Annotated in this window: 21 protein-coding genes; 18 read left to right on the top strand and 3 right to left on the bottom strand. The window is 69.9% G+C overall.

Annotated elements, in window-relative coordinates; genetic code table 11:
• Positions 1-10: 10 nt before the first annotated feature.
• On the bottom strand, positions 11-232 hold the full coding sequence (locus tag AC3IX6_RS12235) for a hypothetical protein (protein ID WP_266904850.1): 222 nt from the start codon (positions 230-232) through the stop codon (positions 11-13).
• Positions 233-595: 363 nt separating this feature from the next.
• Here AC3IX6_RS12235 and AC3IX6_RS12230 point away from each other — a divergent pair, with 363 nt between their 5' ends.
• From AC3IX6_RS12230 to AC3IX6_RS12150, 17 genes are all read left to right on the top strand, one after another.
• On the top strand, positions 596-2,926 hold the full coding sequence (locus AC3IX6_RS12230) for an ABC transporter family substrate-binding protein (protein WP_489370142.1): 2,331 nt from the start codon (positions 596-598) through the stop codon (positions 2,924-2,926).
• A gap of 358 nt (positions 2,927-3,284) precedes the next feature.
• Positions 3,285-5,189, top strand: a complete 1,905-nt coding sequence (gene typA, locus AC3IX6_RS12225; protein ID WP_266904846.1) for a translational GTPase TypA — start codon at positions 3,285-3,287, stop codon at positions 5,187-5,189.
• Positions 5,190-5,628: 439 nt separating this feature from the next.
• Positions 5,629-7,266 carry a peptide ABC transporter substrate-binding protein gene (locus AC3IX6_RS12220; RefSeq protein WP_489370141.1) on the top strand — a complete coding sequence of 546 codons (1,638 nt, stop codon included), beginning with the start codon at positions 5,629-5,631 and terminating at the stop codon, positions 7,264-7,266.
• Positions 7,267-7,440: 174 nt separating this feature from the next.
• A complete protein-coding gene (locus AC3IX6_RS12215) occupies positions 7,441-8,373 on the top strand; it encodes an ABC transporter permease (RefSeq protein WP_489371422.1) in 933 nt (310 codons plus the stop codon).
• Positions 8,366-9,313, top strand: a complete 948-nt coding sequence (locus AC3IX6_RS12210; protein ID WP_489370140.1) for an ABC transporter permease — start codon at positions 8,366-8,368, stop codon at positions 9,311-9,313. The genes AC3IX6_RS12215 and AC3IX6_RS12210 overlap by 8 nt, the downstream gene beginning before the upstream one ends.
• Positions 9,314-9,333: 20 nt before the next feature.
• Positions 9,334-10,380: an ABC transporter ATP-binding protein gene (locus AC3IX6_RS12205; protein ID WP_385370351.1), complete on the top strand. Its 1,047-nt coding sequence runs from the start codon at positions 9,334-9,336 to the stop codon at positions 10,378-10,380.
• Positions 10,373-11,422: an ABC transporter ATP-binding protein gene (locus AC3IX6_RS12200; RefSeq protein WP_489370139.1), complete on the top strand. Its 1,050-nt coding sequence runs from the start codon at positions 10,373-10,375 to the stop codon at positions 11,420-11,422. Before AC3IX6_RS12205 ends, AC3IX6_RS12200 begins: the two co-directional genes overlap by 8 nt.
• 130 nt (positions 11,423-11,552) lie before the next feature.
• Complete coding sequence (locus tag AC3IX6_RS12195; RefSeq protein WP_489370138.1) at positions 11,553-12,476, top strand: GNAT family N-acetyltransferase; 924 nt, start codon at positions 11,553-11,555, stop codon at positions 12,474-12,476.
• Positions 12,477-12,624: 148 nt separating this feature from the next.
• The gene (locus AC3IX6_RS12190) at positions 12,625-14,253 is read left to right on the top strand and encodes a peptide ABC transporter substrate-binding protein (protein WP_489370137.1); all 1,629 of its coding nucleotides are present in this window, start codon (positions 12,625-12,627) and stop codon (positions 14,251-14,253) included.
• Positions 14,254-14,284: 31 nt separating this feature from the next.
• Positions 14,285-15,208 (top strand): ABC transporter permease, encoded by a 924-nt coding sequence (locus tag AC3IX6_RS12185; RefSeq protein ID WP_489370136.1) that lies wholly within the window; start codon positions 14,285-14,287, stop codon positions 15,206-15,208.
• The gene (locus AC3IX6_RS12180) at positions 15,201-16,208 is read left to right on the top strand and encodes an ABC transporter permease (protein WP_489370135.1); all 1,008 of its coding nucleotides are present in this window, start codon (positions 15,201-15,203) and stop codon (positions 16,206-16,208) included. Before AC3IX6_RS12185 ends, AC3IX6_RS12180 begins: the two co-directional genes overlap by 8 nt.
• Positions 16,209-16,220: 12 nt before the next feature.
• Positions 16,221-17,195: an ABC transporter ATP-binding protein gene (locus AC3IX6_RS12175; RefSeq protein ID WP_489370134.1), complete on the top strand. Its 975-nt coding sequence runs from the start codon at positions 16,221-16,223 to the stop codon at positions 17,193-17,195.
• Positions 17,188-18,261 carry an ABC transporter ATP-binding protein gene (locus AC3IX6_RS12170; protein ID WP_489370133.1) on the top strand — a complete coding sequence of 358 codons (1,074 nt, stop codon included), beginning with the start codon at positions 17,188-17,190 and terminating at the stop codon, positions 18,259-18,261. The genes AC3IX6_RS12175 and AC3IX6_RS12170 overlap by 8 nt, the downstream gene beginning before the upstream one ends.
• A 357-nt stretch (positions 18,262-18,618) precedes the next feature.
• A complete protein-coding gene (locus AC3IX6_RS12165; RefSeq protein ID WP_250741735.1) occupies positions 18,619-18,813 on the top strand; it encodes a hypothetical protein in 195 nt (64 codons plus the stop codon).
• Between the two features lie 89 nt (positions 18,814-18,902).
• Positions 18,903-19,811, top strand: coding sequence for an N-acetyl-1-D-myo-inositol-2-amino-2-deoxy-alpha-D-glucopyranoside deacetylase (mshB, locus tag AC3IX6_RS12160; RefSeq protein ID WP_489370132.1), 909 nt, complete (start codon positions 18,903-18,905; stop codon positions 19,809-19,811).
• Positions 19,808-20,191 (top strand): DUF6113 family protein, encoded by a 384-nt coding sequence (locus tag AC3IX6_RS12155; RefSeq protein ID WP_489370131.1) that lies wholly within the window; start codon positions 19,808-19,810, stop codon positions 20,189-20,191. The genes mshB and AC3IX6_RS12155 overlap by 4 nt, the downstream gene beginning before the upstream one ends.
• 237 nt (positions 20,192-20,428) lie before the next feature.
• A complete protein-coding gene (locus tag AC3IX6_RS12150; RefSeq protein ID WP_489370130.1) occupies positions 20,429-22,612 on the top strand; it encodes a peptidoglycan binding domain-containing protein in 2,184 nt (727 codons plus the stop codon).
• A 174-nt stretch (positions 22,613-22,786) separates the two neighbouring features.
• On the opposite strand, the gene AC3IX6_RS12145 is transcribed toward AC3IX6_RS12150, so the two are convergent.
• Together AC3IX6_RS12145 and AC3IX6_RS12140 are read right to left on the bottom strand one after the other, a co-directional pair.
• Positions 22,787-23,578, bottom strand: a complete 792-nt coding sequence (locus tag AC3IX6_RS12145) for a transglutaminase family protein (RefSeq protein WP_489370129.1) — start codon at positions 23,576-23,578, stop codon at positions 22,787-22,789.
• The gene (locus tag AC3IX6_RS12140) at positions 23,575-24,567 is read right to left on the bottom strand and encodes a GNAT family N-acetyltransferase (protein WP_489370128.1); all 993 of its coding nucleotides are present in this window, start codon (positions 24,565-24,567) and stop codon (positions 23,575-23,577) included. Before AC3IX6_RS12140 ends, AC3IX6_RS12145 begins: the two co-directional genes overlap by 4 nt.
• A gap of 117 nt (positions 24,568-24,684) precedes the next feature.
• On the opposite strand from AC3IX6_RS12140, the gene fdxA reads away from it, so the two are divergent.
• Positions 24,685-25,014, top strand: coding sequence for a ferredoxin (fdxA, locus tag AC3IX6_RS12135; RefSeq protein WP_030868357.1), 330 nt, complete (start codon positions 24,685-24,687; stop codon positions 25,012-25,014).
• Positions 25,015-25,016: the final 2 nt, after the last annotated feature.

Raw genomic sequence — 25,016 nt, 5'->3', positions numbered from 1 at the left:
GGAGAGGGTGTCAGGGAGCGCGGCGGTCGCGGGCGCCGAGACCTTCGTCGTCGGCGTCCGTCCACAGCGCGCTGTCGTACGGGGTGTCCGGGACGCTGACCATCGCGCCCGCGCCGGGAGGCCGGGAGGCGGCCGGTGCCTGCCGCGCGACGTCCTTCTCCAGCTGCTCCACGGAGCGGACCAGCTCGTTCAGGTTGCGCCGTACGGCGGTCAAATCGTCTTGCAGGGACATGATTTGCCCTCACTTCCGCTTGAGTGCGGTGGCAACGCTCATGTGCGCCTGCGAGTGTCGCGCCTCCCGTCCCCCGTTGTGAAGGGACGTGCAGCGATTACGGGCGCGCAGGCGCGAACCGTGCGCCCCTCCCTGCCCCCATTTTCATCCCTCTTACGGGGGAACGCCTGCCCGGAAAGCAAGCCGGATTGGTCCGCACGGGTGGGGTTCGCGGCGTGGCGGGGGTCGGCTGCGGTGGGTGCGGCGGGGTGTCGATTTCAGTGGGTTTCGGCACCCAGTGTGATCAGCTCCATATACCGCCGAACGTGATCAAAACATCCCCTTTCACGGCTCCCCCCACGCCCCGTCCCGGAGGTACCACCCATGTCCCAGAGAAGGCGCAGGTCCTTGGCGCTCCTGACCTCGGGAGTTCTTGCACTGCCGCTGCTCGCGGGCTGCGGCGCGGGTGAAGACGAGGGCGGCCCGGCCGCCGCCGGGCAGGACATCGCGGCCGCCACCCGCGACAAGGTGGCCGACGGCGGGGTGCTGCGCTGGGCCGTGGACTCCATGCCGGGCACCCTCAACGCCTTCCAGGCCGATGCGGACGCCACCACCCACCGGATCGCCGGGGCGGTACTGCCCCAGCTGTTCGTGCTGGACGGCAAGGGGCGGCCGGTGGCCAATCCCGACTACCTGGAGAAGGCCGAGGTCGTCGAGCGGGAGCCCAAGCAGGTCGTCCTGTACAAGCTGAACCAGCAGGCGGTCTGGAGCGACGGCCGCGAGATCGGCGCCGCCGACTTCGTCGCCCAGTGGCGGGCCCTGAACGGCAAGGACTCCGCGTACTGGACGGCGCGCAACGCCGGCTACGACCGGATCGAGAAGATCGAGCGCGGCAAGACGGACCTGGAGGTCAAGGTCACCTTCGTCCGGCCGTACGCCGACTGGCGCTCCCTCTTCAGCCCCCTTTATCCCAAGCAGGTCACCGGCACCCCGGAGAGCTTCAACGAAGGGGCCCGGGGCGCCCTGAAGGTCACCGCGGGCCCCTTCGGACTGGGCGCCATCGACAAGAAGACCGGTACGGCCTCGCTGACCCGCAACCCGCGCTGGTGGGGCAGCCCCGCCAAGCTCGACACCCTGGTCCTCACCGCGGTGCCCCGCTCCGAACGCCCGGCCGCGCTGGCCGCCGGCAAGCTCGACCTGGCGGAGATCGACCGCACCGGGGCCGACCGGATCGCCCTGGCCCGCCGCGACGCCGCCAAGGCCGACGGGGCCCACGGCCCGGCCGCCTCGGTGACGGCCGCGCAGGCCACCCTGTCCTGGGCGCTGGCCTTCGGACTGGACGAGGACAAGGCCAAGGAGGCGCAGGCCACCCGCCAGAAGCACGCGGAGTCGGTGAAGCGGTACGCCGAGGAGCAGAGCGCGCTGCGCGGCTTCACCGTCCGCAAGTCCCTGGAGCCCGCCTACACCCAGCTCGCCATGAACGGCGCGAGCGGCCCCCTCGCCGACGAGCGGGTGCGCCGTGCCGTGGCCCGCGCCCTGGACCGCCAGGCGCTCGCCGACATCGTCCTGAAGCCGCTGGGCCTGCCCGCGAAGCCGGTGGGCAGCCACCTCGCGCTGGCCGGGCAGCAGGCGTACGCCGACAACAGCGACGCCCTCGGAGGCCAGGACACCCAGGCCTCGCAGGCCCTGCTCGCGGACGCCGGCTGGCGCCGGGGCGGCAAGCTCACCGAGCCGGCGGGCGCGAAGGCGGGCTCGGAGGCCGCGAAGGAGACGGACGACTCCAAGACCCCCGCGGGCCCGGCCGCGGGCCCGGGCACCGGGAACGACGGCCTCTACATCGTCGGCCAGGACGACGGGCGCAACGGCGACGGGCTCCCCGAGGGACAGCCCGACGGGGAGATCGTCGACGCCGACGCCTTCGACGGGAGCGATCGGAACCGCCCCTCCCCGGTGCTCGCCCCGGCCCCCTTCGCGGACCTCCAGGAGCAGCACCTGCGCGCCCAGGCCGAGGCCGCCCAGGCCGACGCCGTCGACGACGGCAAGCGCAGCCCGGCCCTCGACGCCGAGGCCGCCGCCGAACCGGCGGACCCGGCCAACGCGAGCCCCGCCCCGGCCCCCGCCAAGCAGACCGTACGCACCTCCGGCAACATGCTCGCCAAGGACGGCAAGCCGCTCGCCCTGCGCTTCGTCCTGCCGGCCGGTCCCGGTTCGGAGGCGCTGCGCACCGTCGGTGAGCGGATCGCGCAGATGCTCCAGAAGGTCGGCGTGCAGACCGAGCTGACCAAGGTGGCCGACGAGAGCTTCTTCAAGGACCACATCGCCTCGGGCCAGTACGACCTGGCGCTCTACTCGTGGCCCGCGACCGCCTACCCGGCCACCGACGCCCGGCCCATCTTCGCCAAGCCGGAGCCGGCCGCGGACGGCTCGCTGCTGGTCGAACAGAACTACACCCGGGTCGGCACCGACCACATCGACCAGCTCTTCGACCAGGCGCTCGGCGAGCTGGACGAGGCGGCCTCCCGCGATCTGATGCGCAAGGCCGACGCCCGGATCTGGGCGACGGCCGGGTCCATCCCGCTCTACCAGCGCCCCGAGCTGGTGGCCGTGAAGCCGGGTCTCACCAATGCCGGCGCCTTCGGCCTCGGAGCCCCGCGCTACCAGGACATCGGCTGGAAGAAGCCGGCCCCGGCGAAGGGCAAGAACGAGAAGAAGTAGCGAGAAGAAGCAACGAGGAGAAACAACGCGAAGAAGTGATGACGAACGGGTGCATCCGGGGTTGATTCGAAGGTCTCAAGCTCAGATGTGACTCAAGTCCCTTGCCCGCCGGATCACCCGGCGGGCAAGGTCGTACGTACCCGTTGACCCGCGTGTTTACAGGCTCCACCCGCAGCCGCGTCCCCCCACCCAGGACCCGGCCGTGCTCAGTCGTCCGGCCTCTTGACAGACCCCCCGGCAGGCGGTTCCCGTCAGCCGACGTACGATGGGGTAAGGCCGTGGCAGGTTTTCCGCCCGGTCGAGGCGCGCGTGCCGGACCGTACGCGTCGCCATCCACGATCCCGGGAGAAGCGCCGAAGTGCCCACGCGCCACGACATCCGTAACGTCGCCATCGTCGCCCACGTCGACCATGGCAAGACGACCATCGTCGATGCCATGCTCAAGCAGGCCGGTGCCTTCGCCGCCCACCAGCACCTCGACGACCGCATGATGGACTCGAACGACCTGGAGCGTGAGAAGGGCATCACGATCCTCGCCAAGAACACGGCGGTGAAGTACCACCCGAAGGACGGGTCGGCCCCGATCACGATCAACATCATCGACACCCCCGGCCACGCCGACTTCGGTGGTGAGGTCGAGCGCGGTCTGTCGATGGTGGACGCCGTCGTTCTGCTGGTGGACGCCTCCGAGGGTCCCCTGCCGCAGACCCGCTTCGTCCTGCGCAAGGCCCTGCAGGCGAAGATGCCGGTCATCCTCTGCATCAACAAGACGGACCGCCCGGACTCCCGGATCGACGAGGTCGTCAACGAGACGTACGACCTCTTCCTCGACCTGGACGCCGACGAGGACCAGATCGAGTTCCCGATCGTCTACGCCTGTGGCCGTGACGGCGTGGCCTCGCTGACCAAGCCCGAGGACGGCACCGTCCCCGCGGACAGCGACAGCCTGGAGCCCTTCTTCTCCACCATCCTGGCCCACGTCCCGGCCCCGGTGTACGACGAGGAGGCCCCCCTTCAGGCCCACGTCACCAACCTGGACGCGGACAACTTCCTCGGCCGCATCGCGCTGGTGCGCGTCGAGCAGGGCGAGCTCCGCAAGGGCCAGACCGTCGCGTGGATCAAGCGTGACGGCACCATCTCCAACGTCCGCATCACCGAGCTGATGATGACCGAGGCGCTCACCCGCAAGCCGGCCGAGGTGGCGGGCCCGGGTGACATCTGCGCGGTCGCCGGTTTCCCCGACATCATGATCGGCGAGACCCTGGCCGACCCGGAGAACCCGATCGCGCTCCCGCTGATCTCGGTCGACGAGCCGGCGATCTCGATGACCATCGGTACGAACACCTCCCCGATGGTCGGCCGCGGCGGCAGCGGCAAGGGCGCGGACGCCAAGTCCGCGGTCAAGGACCGCAAGGTCACCGCCCGCCAGGTCAAGGACCGTCTGGACCGCGAGCTGGTCGGTAACGTCTCGCTCCGCGTCCTCGACACCGAGCGTCCCGACGCCTGGGAGGTTCAGGGCCGTGGTGAGCTCGCGCTCGCCATCCTGGTCGAGCAGATGCGCCGCGAGGGCTTCGAGCTGACCATCGGCAAGCCGCAGGTGGTCACGCAGGTGATCGACGGCAAGGTGCACGAGCCGGTCGAGCGCATGACCGTCGACGTCCCCGAGGAGCACATGGGCGCGGTCACGCAGCTCATGGGCGTCCGCAAGGGCCGCATGGACAACATGTCGAACCACGGCTCCGGCTGGGTCCGCATGGAGTTCGTGGTCCCGTCCCGCGGCCTCATCGGCTTCCGTACCGAGTTCCTGACCGGTACGCGCGGTACGGGCATCGCCCACTCGATCCACGAGGGCCTGGAGCCGTGGTTCGGCCCGCTGGTGACCCGTAACAACGGTTCGCTGGTCGCCGACCGCTCCGGTTCGGTCACGCCGTTCGCGATGATCAACCTGCAGGAGCGCGGTGTCCTGTTCACCGAGCCCGGCACCGAGGTGTACGAGGGCATGATCGTCGGCGAGAACTCCCGCGCCGACGACATGGACGTGAACATCACCAAGGAGAAGAAGCTCACCAACATGCGTGCGGCTTCCGCGGACAACACCGAGAACGTGGTGCCCCCGCGCAGGCTCTCCCTGGAGCAGTCCCTGGAGTTCTGCCGCGACGACGAATGCGTCGAGGTGACCCCGGAGGCCGTCCGCATCCGCAAGGTCGTCCTGGACCAGAAGGACCGCTCGCGCACCGCTTCGCGCGCCAAGTCCGGCAAGTAGTCGCGTAGGACCTAGGTCACACTTGGGTCCTGCCGGTACGCGCTTTTGTGAACAGCCCCCTTCGTCACGTACACCGTGACGAAGGGGGCTGTTCGCTTTTGTCAAGCGGATTGTTTCGGTCCGGTGTCCGCATACCGACCGTGACACTCCGGAAGAAGAGCTAACAGTCCGTTTCGTTCATGTCTGTCTCCTATCAGTTTGTCCGGATTTCGGGTTTTAGCCGTAGTGCGATGTTGTGAAAACGAGACCACTTAAGTGTGGTTTACGGTCAAGCAGTCCCTGAGGATGGCTCCATTGAGCTCGGGTCAATGGGTCACACGCTGTGGGGAGCGTCGACTCACGAGCACACTCGGGACACCGGTCCTATCGCCGTCAGGGGTGTCGGCGAAGCACACCTGTGTCCTTCACATCAGACAGTGGACTCATGAGGAGGAAACCCATGCGCGGTGCCAAGAGCGCCAAGTGGGTAGCGGGCGCGATTGTCGTCGCCCTGGCGGCGACTGCCTGTGGCGGCGGTGGCGGCAGCGAGGCCGGCGCCAAGGGTGAGGTTGACCCGAACGGCATCTACTCGATCGAGGTGGGCGAGCCGGAGAAGCTTCTCCAGCCGGCCGACACGATGGAGTCCAACGGCTCGATCGCGATGTCGGGTCTGTTCTCCCAGCTCGTCGACTACGACGCCGACGGCAAGATCGTCAACGTGAACGCCGAGTCGGTCACGAGCACGGACAGCAAGCTGTGGACCGTCAAGCTGAAGCCGGGCTGGACCTTCCACGACGGCACCAAGGTGACCGCCGAGTCCTACGTCAAGGCGTGGAACTGGGCCGCGAACATCAACAACAAGCAGGGCAACGCGTCCTGGTTCGCCGACATCAAGGGCTTCGAGGCCCTGCACCCCGAGGCCGAGGGCGCCAAGCCCACCGGTGACGCGCTCGAGGGTCTGAAGATCGTCGACGAGAACACCTTCACCATCGAGCTCGCCAGCGCGGTTCCGTACTTCGCGTACAAGCTCGGCTACGAGGTCTTCTCCCCGCTGCCCGCCTCGTTCTACGCGGACCCCGCGGCCGCCGGTGAGAAGCCGGTCGGCAACGGCCCGTACAAGTTCAAGTCGTGGGAGCACAAGAAGCAGATCGAGCTCACGCGCTTCGACGACTACAAGGGTGTCGACAAGGCGAAGAACGGCGGTGTGATTCTCAAGAACTACACCACCCTCGAGACCGCCTACGAGGACCTGAAGTCGGGCAACGTCGACGTCCTGCGTCAGATCGGCCCGAAGGACCTCCCGGTCTACCGTGCCGACCTCGGCGACCGCGCCGTGGACCAGGCCTACTCCGCCGTCCAGACGCTGGCCATCGCGTACTACGCCGACCAGTGGAAGAACCCGGCGAAGGTCAACCCGAAGGTCATCCAGGGCCTGTCGATGGCGATCGACCGCGACACCATCACCAAGACGGTGCTCCAGGGCACCCGTGAGCCGGCGACCGGCTGGGTCGCCAAGGGCGTCCTCGGCTACACGCCGACCGGCTCCGGTGACGTCACCAAGTTCGACCCGGCGAAGGCCAAGGCCCTCATCGCCGAGGGCGGCGGCGTCCCGAACAACGAGATCTTCATCCAGTTCAACTCGGATGGCGGTCACAAGGAATGGGTCGAGGCTGTCTGCAACAGCATCACCCAGGCCACCACCGTCAAGTGCACCGGTGACGCCAAGCCGGACTTCCAGGCCGACCTCCAGGCCCGCAAGTCCAAGCAGGTCAAGTCGATCTACCGCTCCGGCTGGGTCCTCGACTACCCGGTGAACGCCAACTTCATCAGCGACCTGTTCCGTACGGGCGCCGGCGGCAACCAGGGTGGCTTCACCAGCCCCGAGCTCGACGCGAAGATCGCCGCGGCGGACAGCGCCGCGACCCTCGACGAGTCCGTGAAGGCCTACCAGGCCATCGAGAAGGAACTCGTCAACTACATGCCTTCCATCCCGCTCTGGTACTACAAGGTCAACGCGGGCTACTCGGAGAAGGTCTCGAACGTGAAGTACGCCCAGGACGGCGACCCGATCCTCGACCAGGTCGAGGTCAAGAAGTAAGTCCTACCGCGTAATTCCTTTCGACGGATGTGGGCCGGCGGGGAGCCGGCCCACATCCGGGCCTACACGCAGCGCCCGGGGGGCCCTTTCGCGACGCAGTGACGGAACCGTCACGCGCGTGCGTGGCGAAAGGGCCCGTCCGGCTGCGCCTGCCGCATCTTCTACGGAGGCATGATGGGGCGCTATGTCGCACGACGACTGCTCCAGATGATCCCGGTCTTCTTCGGGACGACCCTGCTCATCTTCTTTATGGTGTACAGCCTGCCCGGCGATCCCGTGGCCGGACTCTTCGGGGACAAGGGCACCGACCCCGCGACGCTGGCTGCCTTGCGTAAGCAGCACGGTCTGGACCTGCCGATCTGGCATCAGTACTGGAACTACATATCCGGGATCCTGTTCCACTTCGACTTCGGGTCCCAGATCCGCAGCGGACGTGAGATCACCGAAGTGATCGGTGCCGCCTTCCCGGTCACCCTGCGCCTGGCCTTCCTGGCGTTCGCGATCGAGATCGTCCTGGGTCTGACCCTCGGGATCGTCGCCGGCCTCAAGGCCGGCAAGCTGGCCGACAACCTGATCCTGATCCTCACCCTGCTGATCATCTCGATGCCGGTCTTCGTCCTCGGCTTCATCGTGAAGTCGGTGTTCGCCTTCCAGCTCGGCTGGATCTCGCCGAACGTCAGCATCAACGAGACCTGGGGCGAGCTGCTCGCGCCGGCCATCGTGCTCGGATCGCTCTCGCTCGCCTACGTGGCCCGCCTGACCCGCACCTCGATGGCCGAGAACCTGCGCGCCGACTACGTCCGCACCGCCGTCGCCAAGGGCCTGCCCAAGCGCCGCGTCATCGGTGTGCACCTCATGCGCAACTCGATGATCCCCGTCGTCACTTTCCTCGGCACCGACATCGGTGCCCTGATGGGCGGCGCCGTCGTCACCGAGGGCATCTTCAACGTCAAGGGCGTCGGCGGTCTGATCTACGAATCGGTCGTCCGCCGCGAAGGACTGACCGTGGTCGGTGTCGTCACCGTCCTCGTCGTCGTCTACCTGATAGCCAGCCTGCTCGTCGACCTCCTCTACGCGGTCATGGACCCGAGGATCCGGTATGCCTGATCTGACCAAGACCGACATCGTGGCGGCCGAGACCACCGCGGCGCCCGGCGCCCCGGTGGAGCCGGTGAAGGCCGAGAAGGCCCGCAGTCTGTGGGGCGACGCCTGGGCCGACCTGCGTCGCAACCCGTACTTCGTCGTCTCCTCGGCGCTGATCTTCGTACTCCTCGTGATCGCCGCCTTCCCGGGCTGGTTCACCAGCATCGACCCCACCAAGGGCGACCTGGTCAACCACTTCCTCGGCAAGCCGGAACTGGGCGCCGTCGGCTCCCCCGAGTGGCTCGGCTGGGACGGCCAGGGACGCAGCGTCTACGCACGCGTCATCTACGGCACCCGCGCCTCGGTCATCGTCGCGATCTCCGTGACCGCGATCGTCACCGTCCTCGGCGGAATCACCGGCATGATCGCCGGCTACTTCGGCGGCATCATCGACGCCGTCATGTCGCGCATCACCGACATCTTCTTCGGCATCCCCTTCCTGCTCGGCGCGATGGTCGTCCTCCAGGCCTTCACCGAGCGCACCGTGTGGACGGTCGTCTTCGCCCTGGCCTTCCTCGGCTGGACGCAGATCAACCGCGTCATGCGCGGAGCGGTCATCACCGTGAAGCAGGCGGACTACGTGCACGCCGCCAAGGCGCTGGGCGCCGGGACGTCCCGGATCCTCTTCCGGCACATCCTGCCGAACGCCATGGCCCCGGTGATCGTGGTCTCCACGATCGCGCTCGGCGGCTACATCGCGGCCGAGGCGACCCTGTCCTACCTGGGTCTCGGCCTCGCCTCCCCGACCATCTCGTGGGGCGTGGACATCTCCGCCGGTGCTTCGCAGATCCGAGTGGCCCAGCACATCCTGCTGTACCCCTCGATCATGCTCAGCATCACCGTCCTCGCCTTCATCATGCTCGGCGAAGCGGTCCGCAACGCCCTCGACCCCAAGCTGCGCTGAGGAGGGCGTAAGTGATCACCATGGACAACACCTCCAGCCTTCCCTCCCCGCGTGACGGGGACCCGCAGACGCCGCTCCTCGAAGTGCGCGACCTGCACGTCGAGTTCCACACCCGTGACGGTGTCGCCAAGGCAGTCAACGGCGTCAACTACTCCGTGAGCGCCGGCGAGACCCTCGCCGTGCTCGGCGAGTCCGGCTCCGGCAAGTCCGTGACGGCCCAGGCCATCATGGGCATCCTCGACATGCCCCCCGGCAAGATCCCGCAGGGCGAGATCCTCTTCCGCGGCCAGGACATGCTCAAGATGAGCTTCGAGGAGCGGCGCAAGCTGCGCGGCCGGAAGATCGCCATGATCTTCCAGGACGCCCTGTCCTCCCTGAACCCGGTGCTCACCGTCGGCTACCAGCTGGGCGAGATGTTCCGCGTCCACGAGGGCATGTCGAAGAAGGACGCCCGGCTCAAGGCCATCGAACTGATGGAGAAGGTCAAGATCCCGGCGGCGAAGGAGCGGGTCGACGACTACCCGCACCACTTCTCCGGCGGTATGCGCCAGCGCATCATGATCGCCATGGCGATCGCGCTGGAGCCCGACCTGATCATCGCGGACGAGCCGACCACGGCCCTGGACGTCACCGTCCAGGCCCAGGTCATGGACCTGCTCGCCGAGCTCCAGCGCGAGCTCAACATGGGCCTGATCCTGATCACCCACGACCTCGGCGTCGTCGCCGACGTCGCGGACAAGATCGCCGTCATGTACGCGGGCCGGATCGTCGAGACCGCTCCGGTCCACGAGATCTACAAGCGCCCGGCGCACCCGTACACCCGTGGTCTGCTGGACTCGATCCCGCGCCTGGACCAGAAGGGCCAGGAGCTCTTCGCGATCAAGGGCCTGCCGCCGAACCTTCTGCGCCTGCCCACCGGCTGCTCGTTCAGCCCGCGCTGCCCCGCGGCGCAGGACATCTGCCGGTCCGAGATCCCCGCCCTGCAGCCCGTTTCCGAGCAGGACGGCAGCGAGCTGGCCGGCCGTCACAGCGCCTGCCACTTCTGGAAGGAGCAGCTCCATGGCTGAGCTCACCAACGCCCCCGCGCGCGAGCCGATCCTCCAGGTCCGCGGTCTGGTCAAGCACTTCCCGCTGACCCAGGGCATCCTGTTCAAGAAGCAGGTCGGCGCCGTCAAGGCCGTCGACGGGATCTCCTTCGACCTGTACCAGGGCGAGACCCTGGGCATCGTCGGCGAGTCCGGCTGTGGCAAGTCCACCGTCGCCAAGCTGCTGATGAACCTGGAACGCGCCACCGCCGGCGAGGTCTTCTACAAGGGCCAGGACATCACCAAGCTGTCCGGCCGCGCCCTGAAGGCCGTCCGGCGCAACATCCAGATGGTGTTCCAGGACCCGTACACCTCGCTGAACCCGCGCATGACGGTCGGCGACATCATCGGCGAGACGTACGACATCCACCCCGAGGTGGCCCCCAAGGGCGACCGGCGCCGCAAGGTGCAGGAGCTCCTGGACGTCGTCGGTCTCAACCCGGAGTACATCAACCGGTACCCGCACCAGTTCTCCGGCGGCCAGCGCCAGCGCATCGGCATCGCCCGCGGCCTCGCGCTCAACCCGGAGATCATCATCTGCGACGAGCCGGTCTCCGCGCTCGACGTGTCGGTGCAGGCCCAGGTCATCAACCTGATGGAGAAGCTGCAGGAGGAGTTCAACCTCTCCTACATCTTCATCGCGCACGACCTGTCGATCGTCCGGCACATCTCGGACCGCGTCGGCGTCATGTACCTCGGCAAGATGGCCGAGATCGGCACCGACGAGCAGATCTACGAGCACCCGACCCACCCGTACACCCAGGCGCTGCTCTCCGCGGTGCCGGTGCCGGACCCGGCCGCCCGTGAGGGCCGCGAGCGCATCATCCTCACCGGTGACGTCCCCTCGCCGGCCAACCCGCCGTCGGGCTGCCGCTTCCGCACCCGCTGCTGGAAGGCCGAGGAGAAGTGCTCCGTGGAGGAGCCGCTGCTCGCGATCCCGGAGCGCTTCCAGGGCTCCAAGTCGCTGGCCGCGCACGAGTCGGCCTGCCACTTCGCCGAGGAGAAGGCCGTCCTGGCCGTCTGACCTCACCGAAGCGACACCCCGGGGCGCCCGGTACCGGATCTCTCCGGTGCCGGGCGCTTCGGCGTTCGCGCACCCGCCGCGCGCGGAAAGCCGGTTGCGGGACCGCCCCGGCGGGTCCGACAGTGATCTGATGACCGACATGCTGACCGTACGCCCCGCCGGGCCCGGAGACGCCGAGGACATCTGCGCTCTCCTCAACGCCATCGACATGGTGGAGATCGGCCGCCCGGAAACCGATCTGGGCGCCGTCGAAGCCGATCTGCACCACCCCGACGTCGACCTGGCGAAGGACTCCTGGCTCGCCTTCGAAGGCGGCCGGCTCCTCGCCTACGCCCTGGTGTGGGCCGACTCCGGTCCCGGCCGCGTCGACTCCGAGCACTACGTCCTGCCCGGGCACGGAGCGGCTGCCGGCCGGCTGCTGGACCTGATGGAGGTCCGGGCCCGCGAGCTCGCCGCCGGCGCTCCGGAGCCGGTCCTGCGGATCCAGCTCAACGCCCGGCCGACCCTCGACGTCGGCCTGCTGTCCGGCCGCGGCTACCGCACGGTGCGCCGGTACCAGGTGATGACCCGCGCGCTGGACCCGGCCGACCCGCCCCCGGCCCCTCCCGCCGGGCTCACCCTTCGCCCGTGCGACGGTGGCGAGAGCGAGCGCCGCCGCGCCCACGCCCTGATCGAGCAGACCTTCGCCGCGCACTTCGGGCACGTGGACCGCCCGTACGAGCCCTGGCTCGACCACATCGACGGCCGGGGCCTGGACTGGTCGCTGGTGTGGATCGCCGCGCTGCCCGGGGAAGGCGACGTAGGCGTCCTGCTGACGCGGGACGACCGCACCAGCATGGGATGGTTCAGCCACATCGGCGTCGCCGAGGCCGTGCGCGGCCGGGGCGTCGGAGGCTTCCTGCTGCGCCACGGCTTCGCCGCCTACGCCGCCCGGGGCCGCACCGCCGTGGGGCTCGGCGTGGACACGGCCAACGCGACCGGCGCGCTCGCGCTGTACGAGGCGCACGGCATGACGATGCATTACGCGGTGAACACCTGGGAACTGGCGCTGTGACCCCGCGCCGGGACCCCCCGCTTTGCACTCGCAGGGGTGACAGGCGGGCGGCGCGAGGGTGCAATCGGTCCAACCAGGAGTGTGCGGGACCCCACATAGGGTGACATTGGGCCCTAAGTGAGTCTTGGGATCCAGTAGGAGGCACTCCATGCGCGGAGCCACCCACGCCAAGTGGGCCGCATGTGCGGCGGCCGTCGCCCTCGCGGCGACCGCCTGCGGCGGCGGAAGCGACAGCGGCGGGGGCGGCGATGCGGGAATCGTCAGCTCCTCGTGGGGAGACCCGCAGAACCCGCTGGAGCCCGCCAACACCAACGAGGTCCAGGGTGGCAAGGTCCTCGACATGATCTTCCGGGGGCTCAAGCGGTACGACCCCAAGACCGGTGAGGCGAAGAACTTCCTCGCCGAGAAGATCGAGACCACCGACAGCCAGAACTTCACGATCACGCTGAAGGACGGCTGGAAGTTCAGCAACGACGAGCCCGTCACCGCGCAGTCCTTCGTGGACGCCTGGAACTACGGCGCGGACGTCACCAAGAAGCAGAACAACTCGCCCTTCTTCTCCGACATCGTCGGCTACGCGGACGTCCACCCCGAGAAGGGCGACCCCAAGTCCAAGACCATGTCCGGCCTGGTCGTCAAGGACCCCAAGACCTTCACGGTGGCCCTCAAGGAGAAGTTCTCCACCTGGCCCGAGACCCTCGGCTACCAGGCGTTCTCCCCCCTGCCCAAGGCCTTCTTCACCGACCACGAGGCCTGGCTGAAGAAGCCCGTCGGCAACGGCCCGTACACGGTGGACTCGTACACCAAGGGCACCGGCATGAAGCTGCGCAAGTGGGACGCCTACACGGGCGAGGACAAGGCCGTCAACGGCGGCGTGGACCTGAAGGTCTACACCGACAACAACACCGCCTACACCGACCTGATCTCCGGCAACCTCGACCTGGTCGACGACATCCCGGCGCAGCAGCTGAAGAACGTCGCGAACGACCTCGGCGACCGCTACATCAACCAGCCGGCCCTGATCATCCAGACCCTCACCTTCCCGCTGTACGACCCGCAGTGGAGCAAGGAGGGCATGGAGAAGGTCCGCCGCGGCATCTCGATGGCCATCAACCGCGACGAGATCACCAAGCAGATCTTCCGCGAGACCCGCACCCCGGCCAAGGACTGGACCTCCCCGGCCCTCGGCGACAAGGGCGGCTTCTCCGCCACCGCCTGCGGCGAGGCCTGCTCCTTCAACCCCACCGAGGCCAAGAAGCTCATCCAGGAGGCCGGCGGACTGCCCGGCGGCAAGGTCACCCTGACGTCCAACGTGGACACCGGCTCGCACCGCGACTGGATGGACGCCGTCTGCAACAGCGTCAACAACGCCCTGGGCGAGGGCCCGGTCTGCACCGTCAACCCCGTCGGCACCTTCGCCGACTTCCGCAACCAGCAGAGCAGCTTCAAGCTCACCGGCCCCTTCCGCTCCGGCTGGCAGGCCGACTACCCGCTGATCCAGAACTTCCTGGAGCCGCTGTACTACACCGGCGCCTCCTCGAACTACGGCAAGTTCAGCAACCCGGAGTTCGACAAGCTCATCGACGAGGCCAACCGGGAGAGCGACGCCGCCAAGGCGACCGCCAAGTTCCAGGAGTCCGAGAAGATCCTCGCCGCCCAGATGCCGTCGATCCCGCTCTGGTACCAGAACGGCAGCGCGGGCCACTCGGAGCGCATCTCGGAAGTGGCGCTCAACCAGTTCAGCGTCCCGGTGTACGACCAGATCAAGGTCAGCTGACCCCTCTCGCGGATCGAACCTGGAGCAGTCCATGGGACGTTATGTGATCCGGCGACTGCTCCAGATGATCCCCGTGTTCATCGGCAGCACGTTCCTGATCTTCTTCATGGTGTACGCGCTCGGAGACCCGGTCGCCGCCCTCTTCGGCGACAAGGCCCCCGACCCCGCCACCGCCGCGCGCATCCGCAAGGACCTCTACCTCGACCAGCCCCTGTGGAAGCAGTACCTCCACTACATGGGCCAGATCTTCCAGGGCGACTTCGGCACCGCCTTCAACGGCCAGAAGGTCACCGAACTCATGGCCTCGGCCTTCCCGGTGACCCTGCGCCTGACCATCGTCGCGATCGCCATCGAGATCGTCGTCGGCATCACCCTCGGCGTGATCAGCGGCCTCAAGCGCGGCAGGTCCATCGACACCAGCGTGCTCGTCCTCACCCTCGTGGTGATCTCGGTGCCCACCTTCGTGACCGGCTACCTGCTCCAGTACCTCTTCGGCGTCAAATGGGGCTGGGTACGGCCCACCGTCTCCCCGGACGCCCCCTTCAGCGAGCTGATCCTGCCCGGCATCGTCCTCGCGCTGGTCTCCCTCGCCTACGTCACCCGGCTCACCCGGACCTCCATCGCCGAGAACGTCAAGGCCGACTACGTCCGCACCGCCGTGGCCAAGGGCCTGCCCCGGCGCCGGGTCGTCACCCGCCACCTGCTGCGCAACTCGCTGATCCCCGTGGTCACCTTCATCGGCACCGACATCGGCGCCCTGATGGGCGGAGCCATCGTCACCGAGCGGATCTTCAACATCCACGGGGTCGGCTACCAGCTCTACCAGGGCATCCTGCGCAACAACTCCCCGACGGTGGTCGGCTTCGTGACCATCCTCGTCATCGTCTTCCTGCTGGCGAACCTGCTCGTCGACCTGCTCTACGCGGTCCTGGACCCGAGGATCCGTTATGCCTGAGCCCGACCCCGAGCGCGCCGCCTACGATCCGCTGGGACCCGGCCCCCACGAGTCCATCGCCCCCACCGGCCAGGGGGGCGCCATGGATCTCGCCCTGGAAGAGGGGGAGTCGCTGGAGAAGGAGCTCGGAGGAGCCCCCGTAGGCCCCCAGGAGAAGGCCCGCTCGCTGTGGTCAGACGCCTGGCACCAGCTGCGCCGCAACCCCGTCTTCCTCGTCTCCACGCTGCTGATCCTCTTCCTCGTGGTCATCTCCATCTGGCCCCAGCTGATCGCGAGCGGCGACCCGCTCCAGTGCGACCTGTCCAAATCGCAGCAGGGCTCCTCCCCGGGCCACCCCTTCGGCTACGACACCCAGGGCTGCGACGTGTACACCCGTACCGTCTACGGGGCCCGCGCCTCCATCACCGTGGGCATCTGCGCCACCCTCGGCGCGGCCCTCCTCGGCTCCGCGCTCGGCGGGCTCGCCGGGTTCTTCGGCGGCTGGGGCGACGCCCTGCTCTCCCGGGTCGCCGACATCTTCTTCGGCATCCCCGTGGTCCTCGGCGGCCTGGTCTTCCTGTCCGTGGTCACCAGCACCACCGTCTGGCCCGTCGTCGGCTTCATCGTGCTGCTCGGCTGGCCCCAACTGGCCCGCATCGCCCGCGGCTCGGTCATCACCGCCAAACAGAACGACTACGTCCAGGCCGCGCGGGCGCTCGGCGCCGGCAACGGCCGGATGCTGCTGCGGCACGTGGCGCCCAACGCCATCGCACCCGTCATCGTCGTCGCCACCATCGCGCTCGGCACCTACATCGCCCTGGAAGCCACCCTGTCCTTCCTCGGCGTGGGCCTGCGCCCGCCGACGGTCTCCTGGGGCATCGACATCTCCAACGCCGCCTCCCAGATCCGCAACGCCCCGCACATGCTGCTCTACCCGGCGGGCGCGCTCAGCATCACCGTGCTCGCGTTCATCATGCTGGGCGACGCGGTGCGCGACGCCCTCGACCCCAAGCTGCGCTGAGGAGCCCCGCACATGCTGCTCGAAGTGCGCGATCTGCACGTGGAATTCAAGACCCGGGACGGAGTCGCCAAGGCCGTCAACGGGGTCAACTACTCCGTGGCCGAAGGCGAGACCCTCGCCGTGCTCGGCGAGTCCGGCTCCGGCAAGTCGGTCACCGCCCAGGCCGTCATGGGCATCCTCGACATGCCCCCGGGCCGCATCGCGGGCGGCGAGATCCTCTTCAAGGGCAAAGACCTGCTGAAGATGAAGGAGGAGGAGCGCAGGAAGGTCCGCGGCAACGAGATGGCCATGATCTTCCAGGACGCCCTGTCCTCCCTCAACCCGGTCCTGAGCGTCGGCGCGCAGCTCGGCGAGATGTACGAGGTCCACCGCGGGATGTCCCGCAAGGACGCCCGGGCCAGGGCCGTCGAGCTGATGGACCGGGTGAAGATCCCGGCGGCGCGGGAACGGGTGGGGGACTACCCGCACCAGTTCTCCGGGGGCATGCGCCAGCGCATCATGATCGCCATGGCGATGGCCCTCGAACCCTCGCTCATCATCGCGGACGAGCCGACCACGGCCCTGGACGTCACCGTCCAGGCCCAGGTCATGGACCTGCTCGCCGAGCTCCAGCGCGAGCTCAACATGGGCCTGATCCTGATCACCCACGACCTCGGCGTCGTCGCCGACGTGGCCGACAAGATCGCCGTCATGTACGCCGGCCGGATCGTCGAGGCGGCCCCCGTCCACGAGATCTACAAGAACCCCGCCCACCCGTACACCCGCGGCCTGCTGGACTCCATCCCGCGCCTGGACCAGAAGGGCCAGGAGCTGTACGCCATCAAGGGCCTGCCGCCCAACCTGCTCGCCATCCCGCCCGGCTGCGCCTTCAACCCGCGCTGCCCGATGGCCCAGGCCGTCTGCCGCACCGACGTACCGCCGCTGGCCGAGGTCGGACCGGACCGCGCCAGCGCGTGCTTCTTCTGGAAGGAGTGCCTCGGTGGCTGAGTCCATCCTCGTGGTGGAGGACCTGGTCAAGCACTACCCGCTGACCCAGGGCATCCTCTTCAAGAAGCAGGTCGGCGCAGTCAAGGCCGTCGACGGGGTCTCCTTCGACCTGCGGGCCGGCGAAACCCTCGGCATCGTCGGGGAGTCGGGCTGCGGCAAGTCCACCGTCGCCAAGATGCTGGTCAACCTCGAACGCCCGACGGCGGGCGCGATCACGTACAAGGGCGAGGACCTCGCCAAGCTGTCCGGCCGCGCCCTGAAGGCCGTCCGGCGCAACATCCAGATGGTGTTCCAGGACCCGTACACCTCGCTGAACCCGCGCATGACGGTCGGCGACATCATCGGCGAGCCCTACGAGATCCACCCCGAGGTGGCCCCCAAGGGCGACCGGCGCCGCAAGGTCCAGGAGCTCCTGGACGTGGTCGGCCTCAACCCGGAGTACATCAACCGGTACCCGCACCAGTTCTCCGGCGGCCAGCGCCAGCGCATCGGCATCGCCCGCGGCCTCGCCCTGCAGCCCGAGATCATCGTCGCCGACGAGCCCGTCTCCGCCCTCGACGTCTCCGTGCAGGCCCAGGTGGTCAACCTCCTGGAGCGGCTCCAGGACGAGTTCAACCTCTCCTACGTGTTCATCGCGCACGACCTCTCGATCGTCCGCCACATCTCCGACCGGGTCGGCGTCATGTACCTGGGCCGGATCGTCGAGATCGGCACCGACACCCAGATCTACGACCACCCCACCCACCCGTACACCCAGGCGCTGCTCTCCGCCGTTCCGGTCCCCGACCCGGAGGCCCGCGCGGGGCGCGAGCGGATCATCCTCTCCGGCGACGTGCCCTCCCCGGCGAACCCGCCCTCGGGCTGCCGCTTCCGCACCCGTTGCTGGAAGGCCGAGGCGCGCTGCGCGTCGGAGGTCCCGCTCCTGGAGATCCCGGCCTTCCTCCCGGGCGGCCCGACGGCCCACCCCTCGGCGTGCCATTTCGCATCCGAACGGGCCGTCCTTCCGCCGGGCCCGGAGTCAGGGCCGCAGCCGGGATCGCCGTCGGGATCGCCGACCAAGGGGTGAGCCAGGGGGCCCCGCGACCGCTCATTTCTCGCCACAGCTGTGAACGGCACCCGCTCTCCCCACAACTCGGTTTACACGCAGGCAACTTGACCGTTTCTGTCCCGAGATCTGGGCCGGGCAGCCTGATCCCGTGCGGCCGTGCGGGTGCCGACAGCCGGCCGGGGAGGCGTACAGCTTCCCCGGCCGGCACTCCTGTGACCCCGGACGTGCGCGGCATGCGCCCCTCGTGCTGCCGGAATCGATCGATGTCGGGGTACGGATAGTTATGATCCGTAGCGCACGGTGGGTATGACTCTGCCGAGCACCGAGTTGCGAGTACGCGAACCCGATGTCCGCTCGACGTGGAGGTGAAACGCCGTGGCACTATCGATCTCGGCCGTGGTGCTGCTGGCAGTCGTCGTCTTCCTGCTGGTCCGGCGTTCGGGCCTGAAGGCGGGTCACGCAGTGGTCTGTGTACTGCTCGGCTTCTATCTGGCGAGCTCGACCGTGGCTCCGACGCTCTCTCAGCTGACCAACAACGTGGCGAGCATGATCAGCGGCCTCAAGTTCTAGGGGACGCCGCCCAGGGCACCGCGGGCGCCGCCGCGCGGGGTTCCGGGCGGCGGGTCCGCCGGCCCGTGCCGCGGTCGTAGGGTGACCTCATGAACGGTCTTCCCGCCCGTCGGCTCCTGCTCGTGCACGCGCACCCGGACGACGAGTCGATCAACAACGGCGTCACCATGGCCAAGTACGCGGCCGAGGGCGCCCATGTCGCGTTGGTGACCTGCACGCTCGGCGAGGAGGGTGAGGTCATCCCGCCCGGCCTCGCCCACCTGACGGCCGACCGCGAGGACACCCTCGGCGCCCACCGCGTCGGCGAGCTCGCCGAGGCCATGCGGGAACTGGGCGTCGCCGACCACCGGTTCCTCGGCGGCCCCGGCCGCTTCCGGGACTCCGGGATGATGGGCGCCGAACAGAACCACCGGCCCGGCGCCTTCTGGTCCGCCGACGTGGACGAGGCCGCGGGGTACCTCGTAGAGGTGATCCGCGAACTGCGCCCCCAGGTCCTCGTCACGTACGACCCGGACGGCGGCTACGGCCACCCCGACCACATCCAGGCCCACCGCGTCGCCACCCGCGCCGCCGAACTGGCCGCGGAACCCGCGTACCGCCGGGACCTCGGCGCACCGCACGCCATCGACAAGCTCTACTGGAACCGCGTCCCGCGCACGGTCGTCGAGGAGGGCTTCGCCCGGCTGCGCGAGGCCGGGAGCGAGGTGCCCTTCCCGGCGCCGGCCGCGCCAGACGACGTGCCGGGCGTGGTGGCCGACGAGCGGATCACCGCCGAGATCGGCGGGGACGAGGCCGCCGAGCAGGCGTTCGTGGCCGCCAAGACCGCCGCGATGCGCGCCCACGCCACCCAGATCGCGGTGGACGGGCCCTTCTTCGCGCTCTCCAACGACCTGGCGCAGCCGCTGTTCACCCACGAGTACTACGAGTTGGCCGTGGGCAGTCCGGGCGTCCCGGCGGGCGAGCGCGAGCGCGACCTCTTCGCGGGGGTGCGGGCATGACCGGTGCGTGGAGCGCGGGGCGGATCGCCACCCTGCTGGGCCTGTTGGCGGCAGGGGTGGTGGTCGGCGTCGCCGGCTGGCTCGTCGTCGACCTGTGGTTCCCGGGCGGACTGGTGCTCGCGCTCCTCGCGCTCTTCGGCCTGTTCCTCGGCGGCCGGATCGCCCTGGGCACCGGCATCGGAGTCGGGGCGGCCACGGGTGGCTGGTTCCTCTCCTACGTGATGCTCGGCGTGCCCCGGCCGGAGGGGGACTTCCTGCTCGGTTCGTCCGGAATCAGCATGTACGTCTACCTTTTGGGTGGAGTGGTGCTCGCTGTGATGTGCGCCACGATGAGCCTCCCGGGGGACCGGCCGGTTTCGGCCGCCAGGAACGCCGGGTGACGCGGCGTCGGCCGCGCGCGACGCCTTGACGAGCGGCTCGGCCGCCGGGTGCGCAGCCCCCCGGAGGCCGGGCGACAGGTGCTCAGGAGGTGCGCGCAGGGGGCGTGCGGGAGGTCAAGGGGAACCCTTCGTTCCCGGGGGCCGGGTGCGCGCGGGCGGTGGCCAGTATGGTGGACCGGCCGCCGAGCTGCCCGCGCACGCTATGACGGGCGGCGGAGCCGATCGGGAGAACCTGCTTTGAGTCGTGATACTGACAGTCCGTACTCCGGGCCCAACGGGCGCGGCGGAGCCGCCCACCCCTCGGGTGCGCCTCCGTACGGATCAGGCCAGTATCCGACCACGACACTGCCCCCCGGTCCGGGCGCGGCGACCATTCCGGAGGAGAGTTCAGTGACCGCACCGCCCGCGAAGCCGTCCACGCCCGATTCCGACGGGCCGAAGACGGAGACCCAGCTGACGACCCGGATCCGGATCAACATCCCGGGTTCGCGGCCGATTCCGCCCGTGGTCGTACGCCAGACCATGCCCGAAGCCGAGGCCGTGCAGGCGCCCGAGCCCGTCGGTCCGCCGGCCGCGCCCGAGCCGGGTCCGGGCGAGGACATGCCCAGCAACTGGTTCGCTCCGCGCAAGGCCGGCTCCCCGCCCGGCCCGCCGCAGGCTCCCGCCCCCGCCCCGGGGCGCGGACCGGCCCCGGCTCCGGCCGGCGGCCCGCGCTTCGACGGGCCCGCGCAGCAGGGCTTCGCGCAGGGCCCGGCAGGTCCGCGCCCGGGTGCGCCGATGGGCCCCGGCCCGGGTACACCCATGGGTCCCGGCCCCGGTGCACCGATGGGCCCCGGCCCCGGCGCTCCGATGGGCCCCGGCCCCGGTGGTCCCGGTCCCGCCCCGGCCCAGGCCGGCGGCCCGCGCTTCGACGGGCCCGCGCAGCAGGGCTTCGCCCAGGGCCCGGCAGGTCCGCGCCCCGGCGCCCCGATGGGCCCCGGCCCGGGTGCGCCCATGGGTCCCGGCCCCGGCGCTCCGATGGGCCCCGGCCCGGGTGCTCCGATGGGGCCCGGCCCCGGCGGCCCCGGCGTCGGCACCGGACCCGGCGCCGGTTACCCCGCACCGCCCGCCGGACCCGGCGGTCCCCGTACGGGCGCCCCCGCGGGCCCCGCGCAGGGCCCCGGCCCCGCCGGACCGCCCGCGCCGCAGGCCGGCGTCGACTACGGCTCCGGCCCCACCACCGGTCCCGTCGCCAAGGCACTGATCGCCCCCGTCCCGCCCGCCCCCGCGTGGCCCGGCAGCGGCCGCGGCCCCGACGGGCCGACCGGCGGGCCCGCGCTGGGCTCCGTACCGGCAGGCGGGGCGCAGGAGCCGAGCTGGCCCGGCCCCGAGCTGGACGCCGCCGGATACCCGCAGCCCGCGCCCGCGCCCGCCCCGGCGGCCGCGAACAAGGCCAAGCCCAAGGCCAAGGCGCCCGCGCCCACCCCGGCGCGGCCCGCCAAGAAGGGCCGCAGCAAGGTGGTGCTCCTCGGCGGAGCCCTCTTCGTGCTGTGCGGCGTGGCCTACGGAGCCGGTCTGCTCCTCAACCACTCCGACGTCCCCAAGGGCACCACCGTCATGGGCGTCGACATCAGCGGCAGCCGCGACGAGGCCGTCGCCAAGCTCCAGACGTCCTTCGGCAACCGTGCGGCCGCCCCGCTCCAGCTGACCGTCGGCGGCAAGCAGGTCGAGCTGAAGCCCGAGAAGGCCGGCCTGAGCCTGGACAGCCAGACCACCGTCCGCAACGCGGCGGGCAGCGACTACAACCCCGTCACGGTCATCGGCTCGCTCTTCGGCAGCGAGCGCAAGGCCGAGGCCGTCCTGCCCACCGACGAGGAGAAGCTGCGGGTCGCCCTCCAGGAGCTGGCCGGCACCGCCGGTTCCGCCACCGAGGGCACCATCACCTTCGACACCGGCAAGGCCCTCGCCGTCCCCGGCAAGCCCGGCTCCACGCTCGACGTGGACGGCTCCGTCAGCCTGGTCACCAAGGCCTTCCACGACATGGTCGCCACCGGCCAGGCCGCCCCGGTCGCCCTCCCGGTCGCCACCAAGGACCCGGTCGTCGACCAGGCCGAACTGGACCGGGCCATGAAGGACTTCGCCCAGCCCGCGATGTCGGCGCCGGTCCTCGTCAAGGCGGGCACCAAGTCCATCCCGCTGGGAGCCAAGTCCCTGCCGAAGATCCTGAGCATGCAGGTCGTCGACGGCCACCTCGTCGAGAAGTACGACCTGGAAGCCCTCAAGACGGCCTACGGGAACACCTTCGACGGCGTCCTCATCATGCGCGGCACCGGCGAGAAGACCGCCGTCACCCCGCAGGACGTCGCCGGAGTCCTCGGCAAGGCCCTGCGCGGCAAGACGACCGCGGAGCGCACCGCGGTCATCCCGACCAACCCGAGCTGACCACGACCTGACAACGGAGCCCCTCCCCGAACCCGGGGGAGGGGCTCCGTTGTCACGTCAGCCGAATTCAGCCCGTCCGGCGTTTGAGGACCGGGGTCCGGGGCAGAGCCCCGGGGAACGGCGGAAGGGGGGGTAGGGGACTTCGCACCGCGCAGCGGCACACCCGCAGCCGGGCTAGTTCAGCAGGGCCCGCGCGGCCATTGCCTCCGCGCGAATCCGCACGGCGGACGGCGGATCGATCACGTCCACGACCACCGCGTAGGACTCCATCTCCGCCGCCCCCGCCACGAACTCCCCCCGCTCCACGAGCAGCTTCGCCCGCTCGTACCGCAACGCCGCAGGATGCGAAGGCAGCAGCAGCGCCAGGTCCAGCGCCCACAGCGCCACCCCCGAGTGCTCGGGCCGCGACGAGGCCCACGCCCGGATGTTGTTGAGGATCCGCAGCACGATGTCCATCGTGCGCGCCGCGGTCCGCGGCCCCGCCGCCAGCTCCGCCGGACCCGCGCCCAGCGAGGCGCCCCCCGCGAAGGGGTCGACGACCACACCCTCCTCCGGATCCCCGAAGCCCACCACGAAGTGCCCCGGCAGGGCCAGCCCGTACACCGGAGCCCCGGCCCGCCGGGCCACCTCCAGCCAGACCACGGACAGCAGGATGGGCAGCCCCCGGCGCCGCCGCAGCACCTCGTGCAGCAGCGAGGACGAGAGCCGGTCGTAGTCGCCCGGAGTGCCGTGGAACCCCATCCGCCCGCCCAGCAGTTCGGACACCGCCGAAGCCCACGCGCGAGCGCCCCGCAGCCCGTACGGCAGCATTCCCGCCAGCCGGTCCAGCTCGATCTGCGCCCAGTCCATGGCCCGTTCGTCGAGCTCCGGGTCCCCCTCCGCGGCCAGCAGCAGGCACAGCGCGGCCAGATCGGGCCGCTCCGCCCGCGCCTCGGCGGCGAACCGCTCCCGCCAGGGCGAGGTCACACCGCCGCCCGGCGGTAGTGGTGGTAGGAGTGGTGCGTCGCGAAGCCCATCCCCTCGTACAGGGCCCGCGCCCCGGTGTTGTCGCTCTCCACCTGGAGCCAGGCCGCCGACGCGCCCTCCTCCAGCGCGCGCCGCGCCAGCGCCGCCATCACGGCCGTGGCGTGCCCGCGGCGCCGGTGCTCCGGGTCGACCTCGACGGCACCGAACCCGGCCCACCGGCCGTCCACCACGAGCCGCCCGATCGCCCGGCCGGGCACCGCCGCGAACCACACCGAGGGCCCCGCCGTCAGCACCCGGCGGGCGGTCCCGGGATCCTTCACCCGCCCGTAGCGGGAGAGCCAGTCCTCGTCCGGCGTACGGGTCAGCCGTACGCCCGCGACCACGGAATCGTCCACGTCCAGGTCGCCGACCGCCGCCAGCCCGCCGACCCGCACCTGCGCCGACACCTCGCTGACCCAGCCCCGGTCCTCCAGCTCCGCGCAGAGCAGCTCCTGCGTGCCGGCGGCCCCCGTGGAGGTCTGGACGTAGGCCGGAAGGTCCCTCCGCGCGTACCAGGAGGTCACCCGCGCGAGTGCATCGTCCAGCGGGATCCCGGGATCGCCGAGCGGCAGCACGGAGTTGGCCCGGCGGGTGAATCCGCCGGCCGCGCGCAGCGTCCACTCGCCCAGCGGCTCGCTCTCCAGCGGCACCCAGGACCGTGCGCAGACCCGCGCGAGCTCCTCGAAGGAGGCCGCGGGGCCCCTGCGGCGGGCCGGAGCGGCCGGTACGACCTTGCCCGCCACCAGCGAGGATTCCGCGATGCGGACGGACTCGCCGGTCTTTCGTGTGATCGTCACCACACCCGCGTTCCAGGATGTGAGAACCCCTACGGTGTCCGTGAAAGAGGGGCTCCCGGTCGAGCCGTGCTCCACCCGTCGCACAGAGACACGTTTACCCACGTCAGCGGGTGTAATCCGGATCTCCAGCCGTCCACCGGCAGTGATTTCCACAGCTCTGTCCGCCCCTCCTGTTCGGATCGTGCCCGGGAACGGAGATACTAGAGGCGGGCATCGACGACGCCGCGCTCCCGCGCGATATGGAAAGCCCTTATGAGGAGGAACGAGAGCGTGACCTACGTCATCGCGGAGCCTTGTGTCGACGTCAAGGACAAGGCATGCATCGAAGAGTGCCCCGTCGACTGCATCTACGAGGGCCAGCGGTCCTTGTACATCCACCCGGACGAGTGCGTCGACTGTGGTGCGTGTGAGCCGGTCTGCCCGGTCGAGGCCATCTTCTACGAGGACGACACTCCGGAGGAGTGGAAGGACTACTACAAGGCGAACGTCGAGTTCTTCGACGAGCTCGGTTCGCCCGGTGGTGCTTCCAAGCTCGGCCTGATCGAGCGCGACCACCCCTTCATCGCAGCGCTTCCGGCGGACATCAACCCGAGCCACTGACG

This window comes from Streptomyces sp. GL_141 (assembly GCF_057834385.1).
Note: the sequence above shows the minus strand (reverse complement) of the source record. Positions and strands in the feature narration are given on the sequence as shown.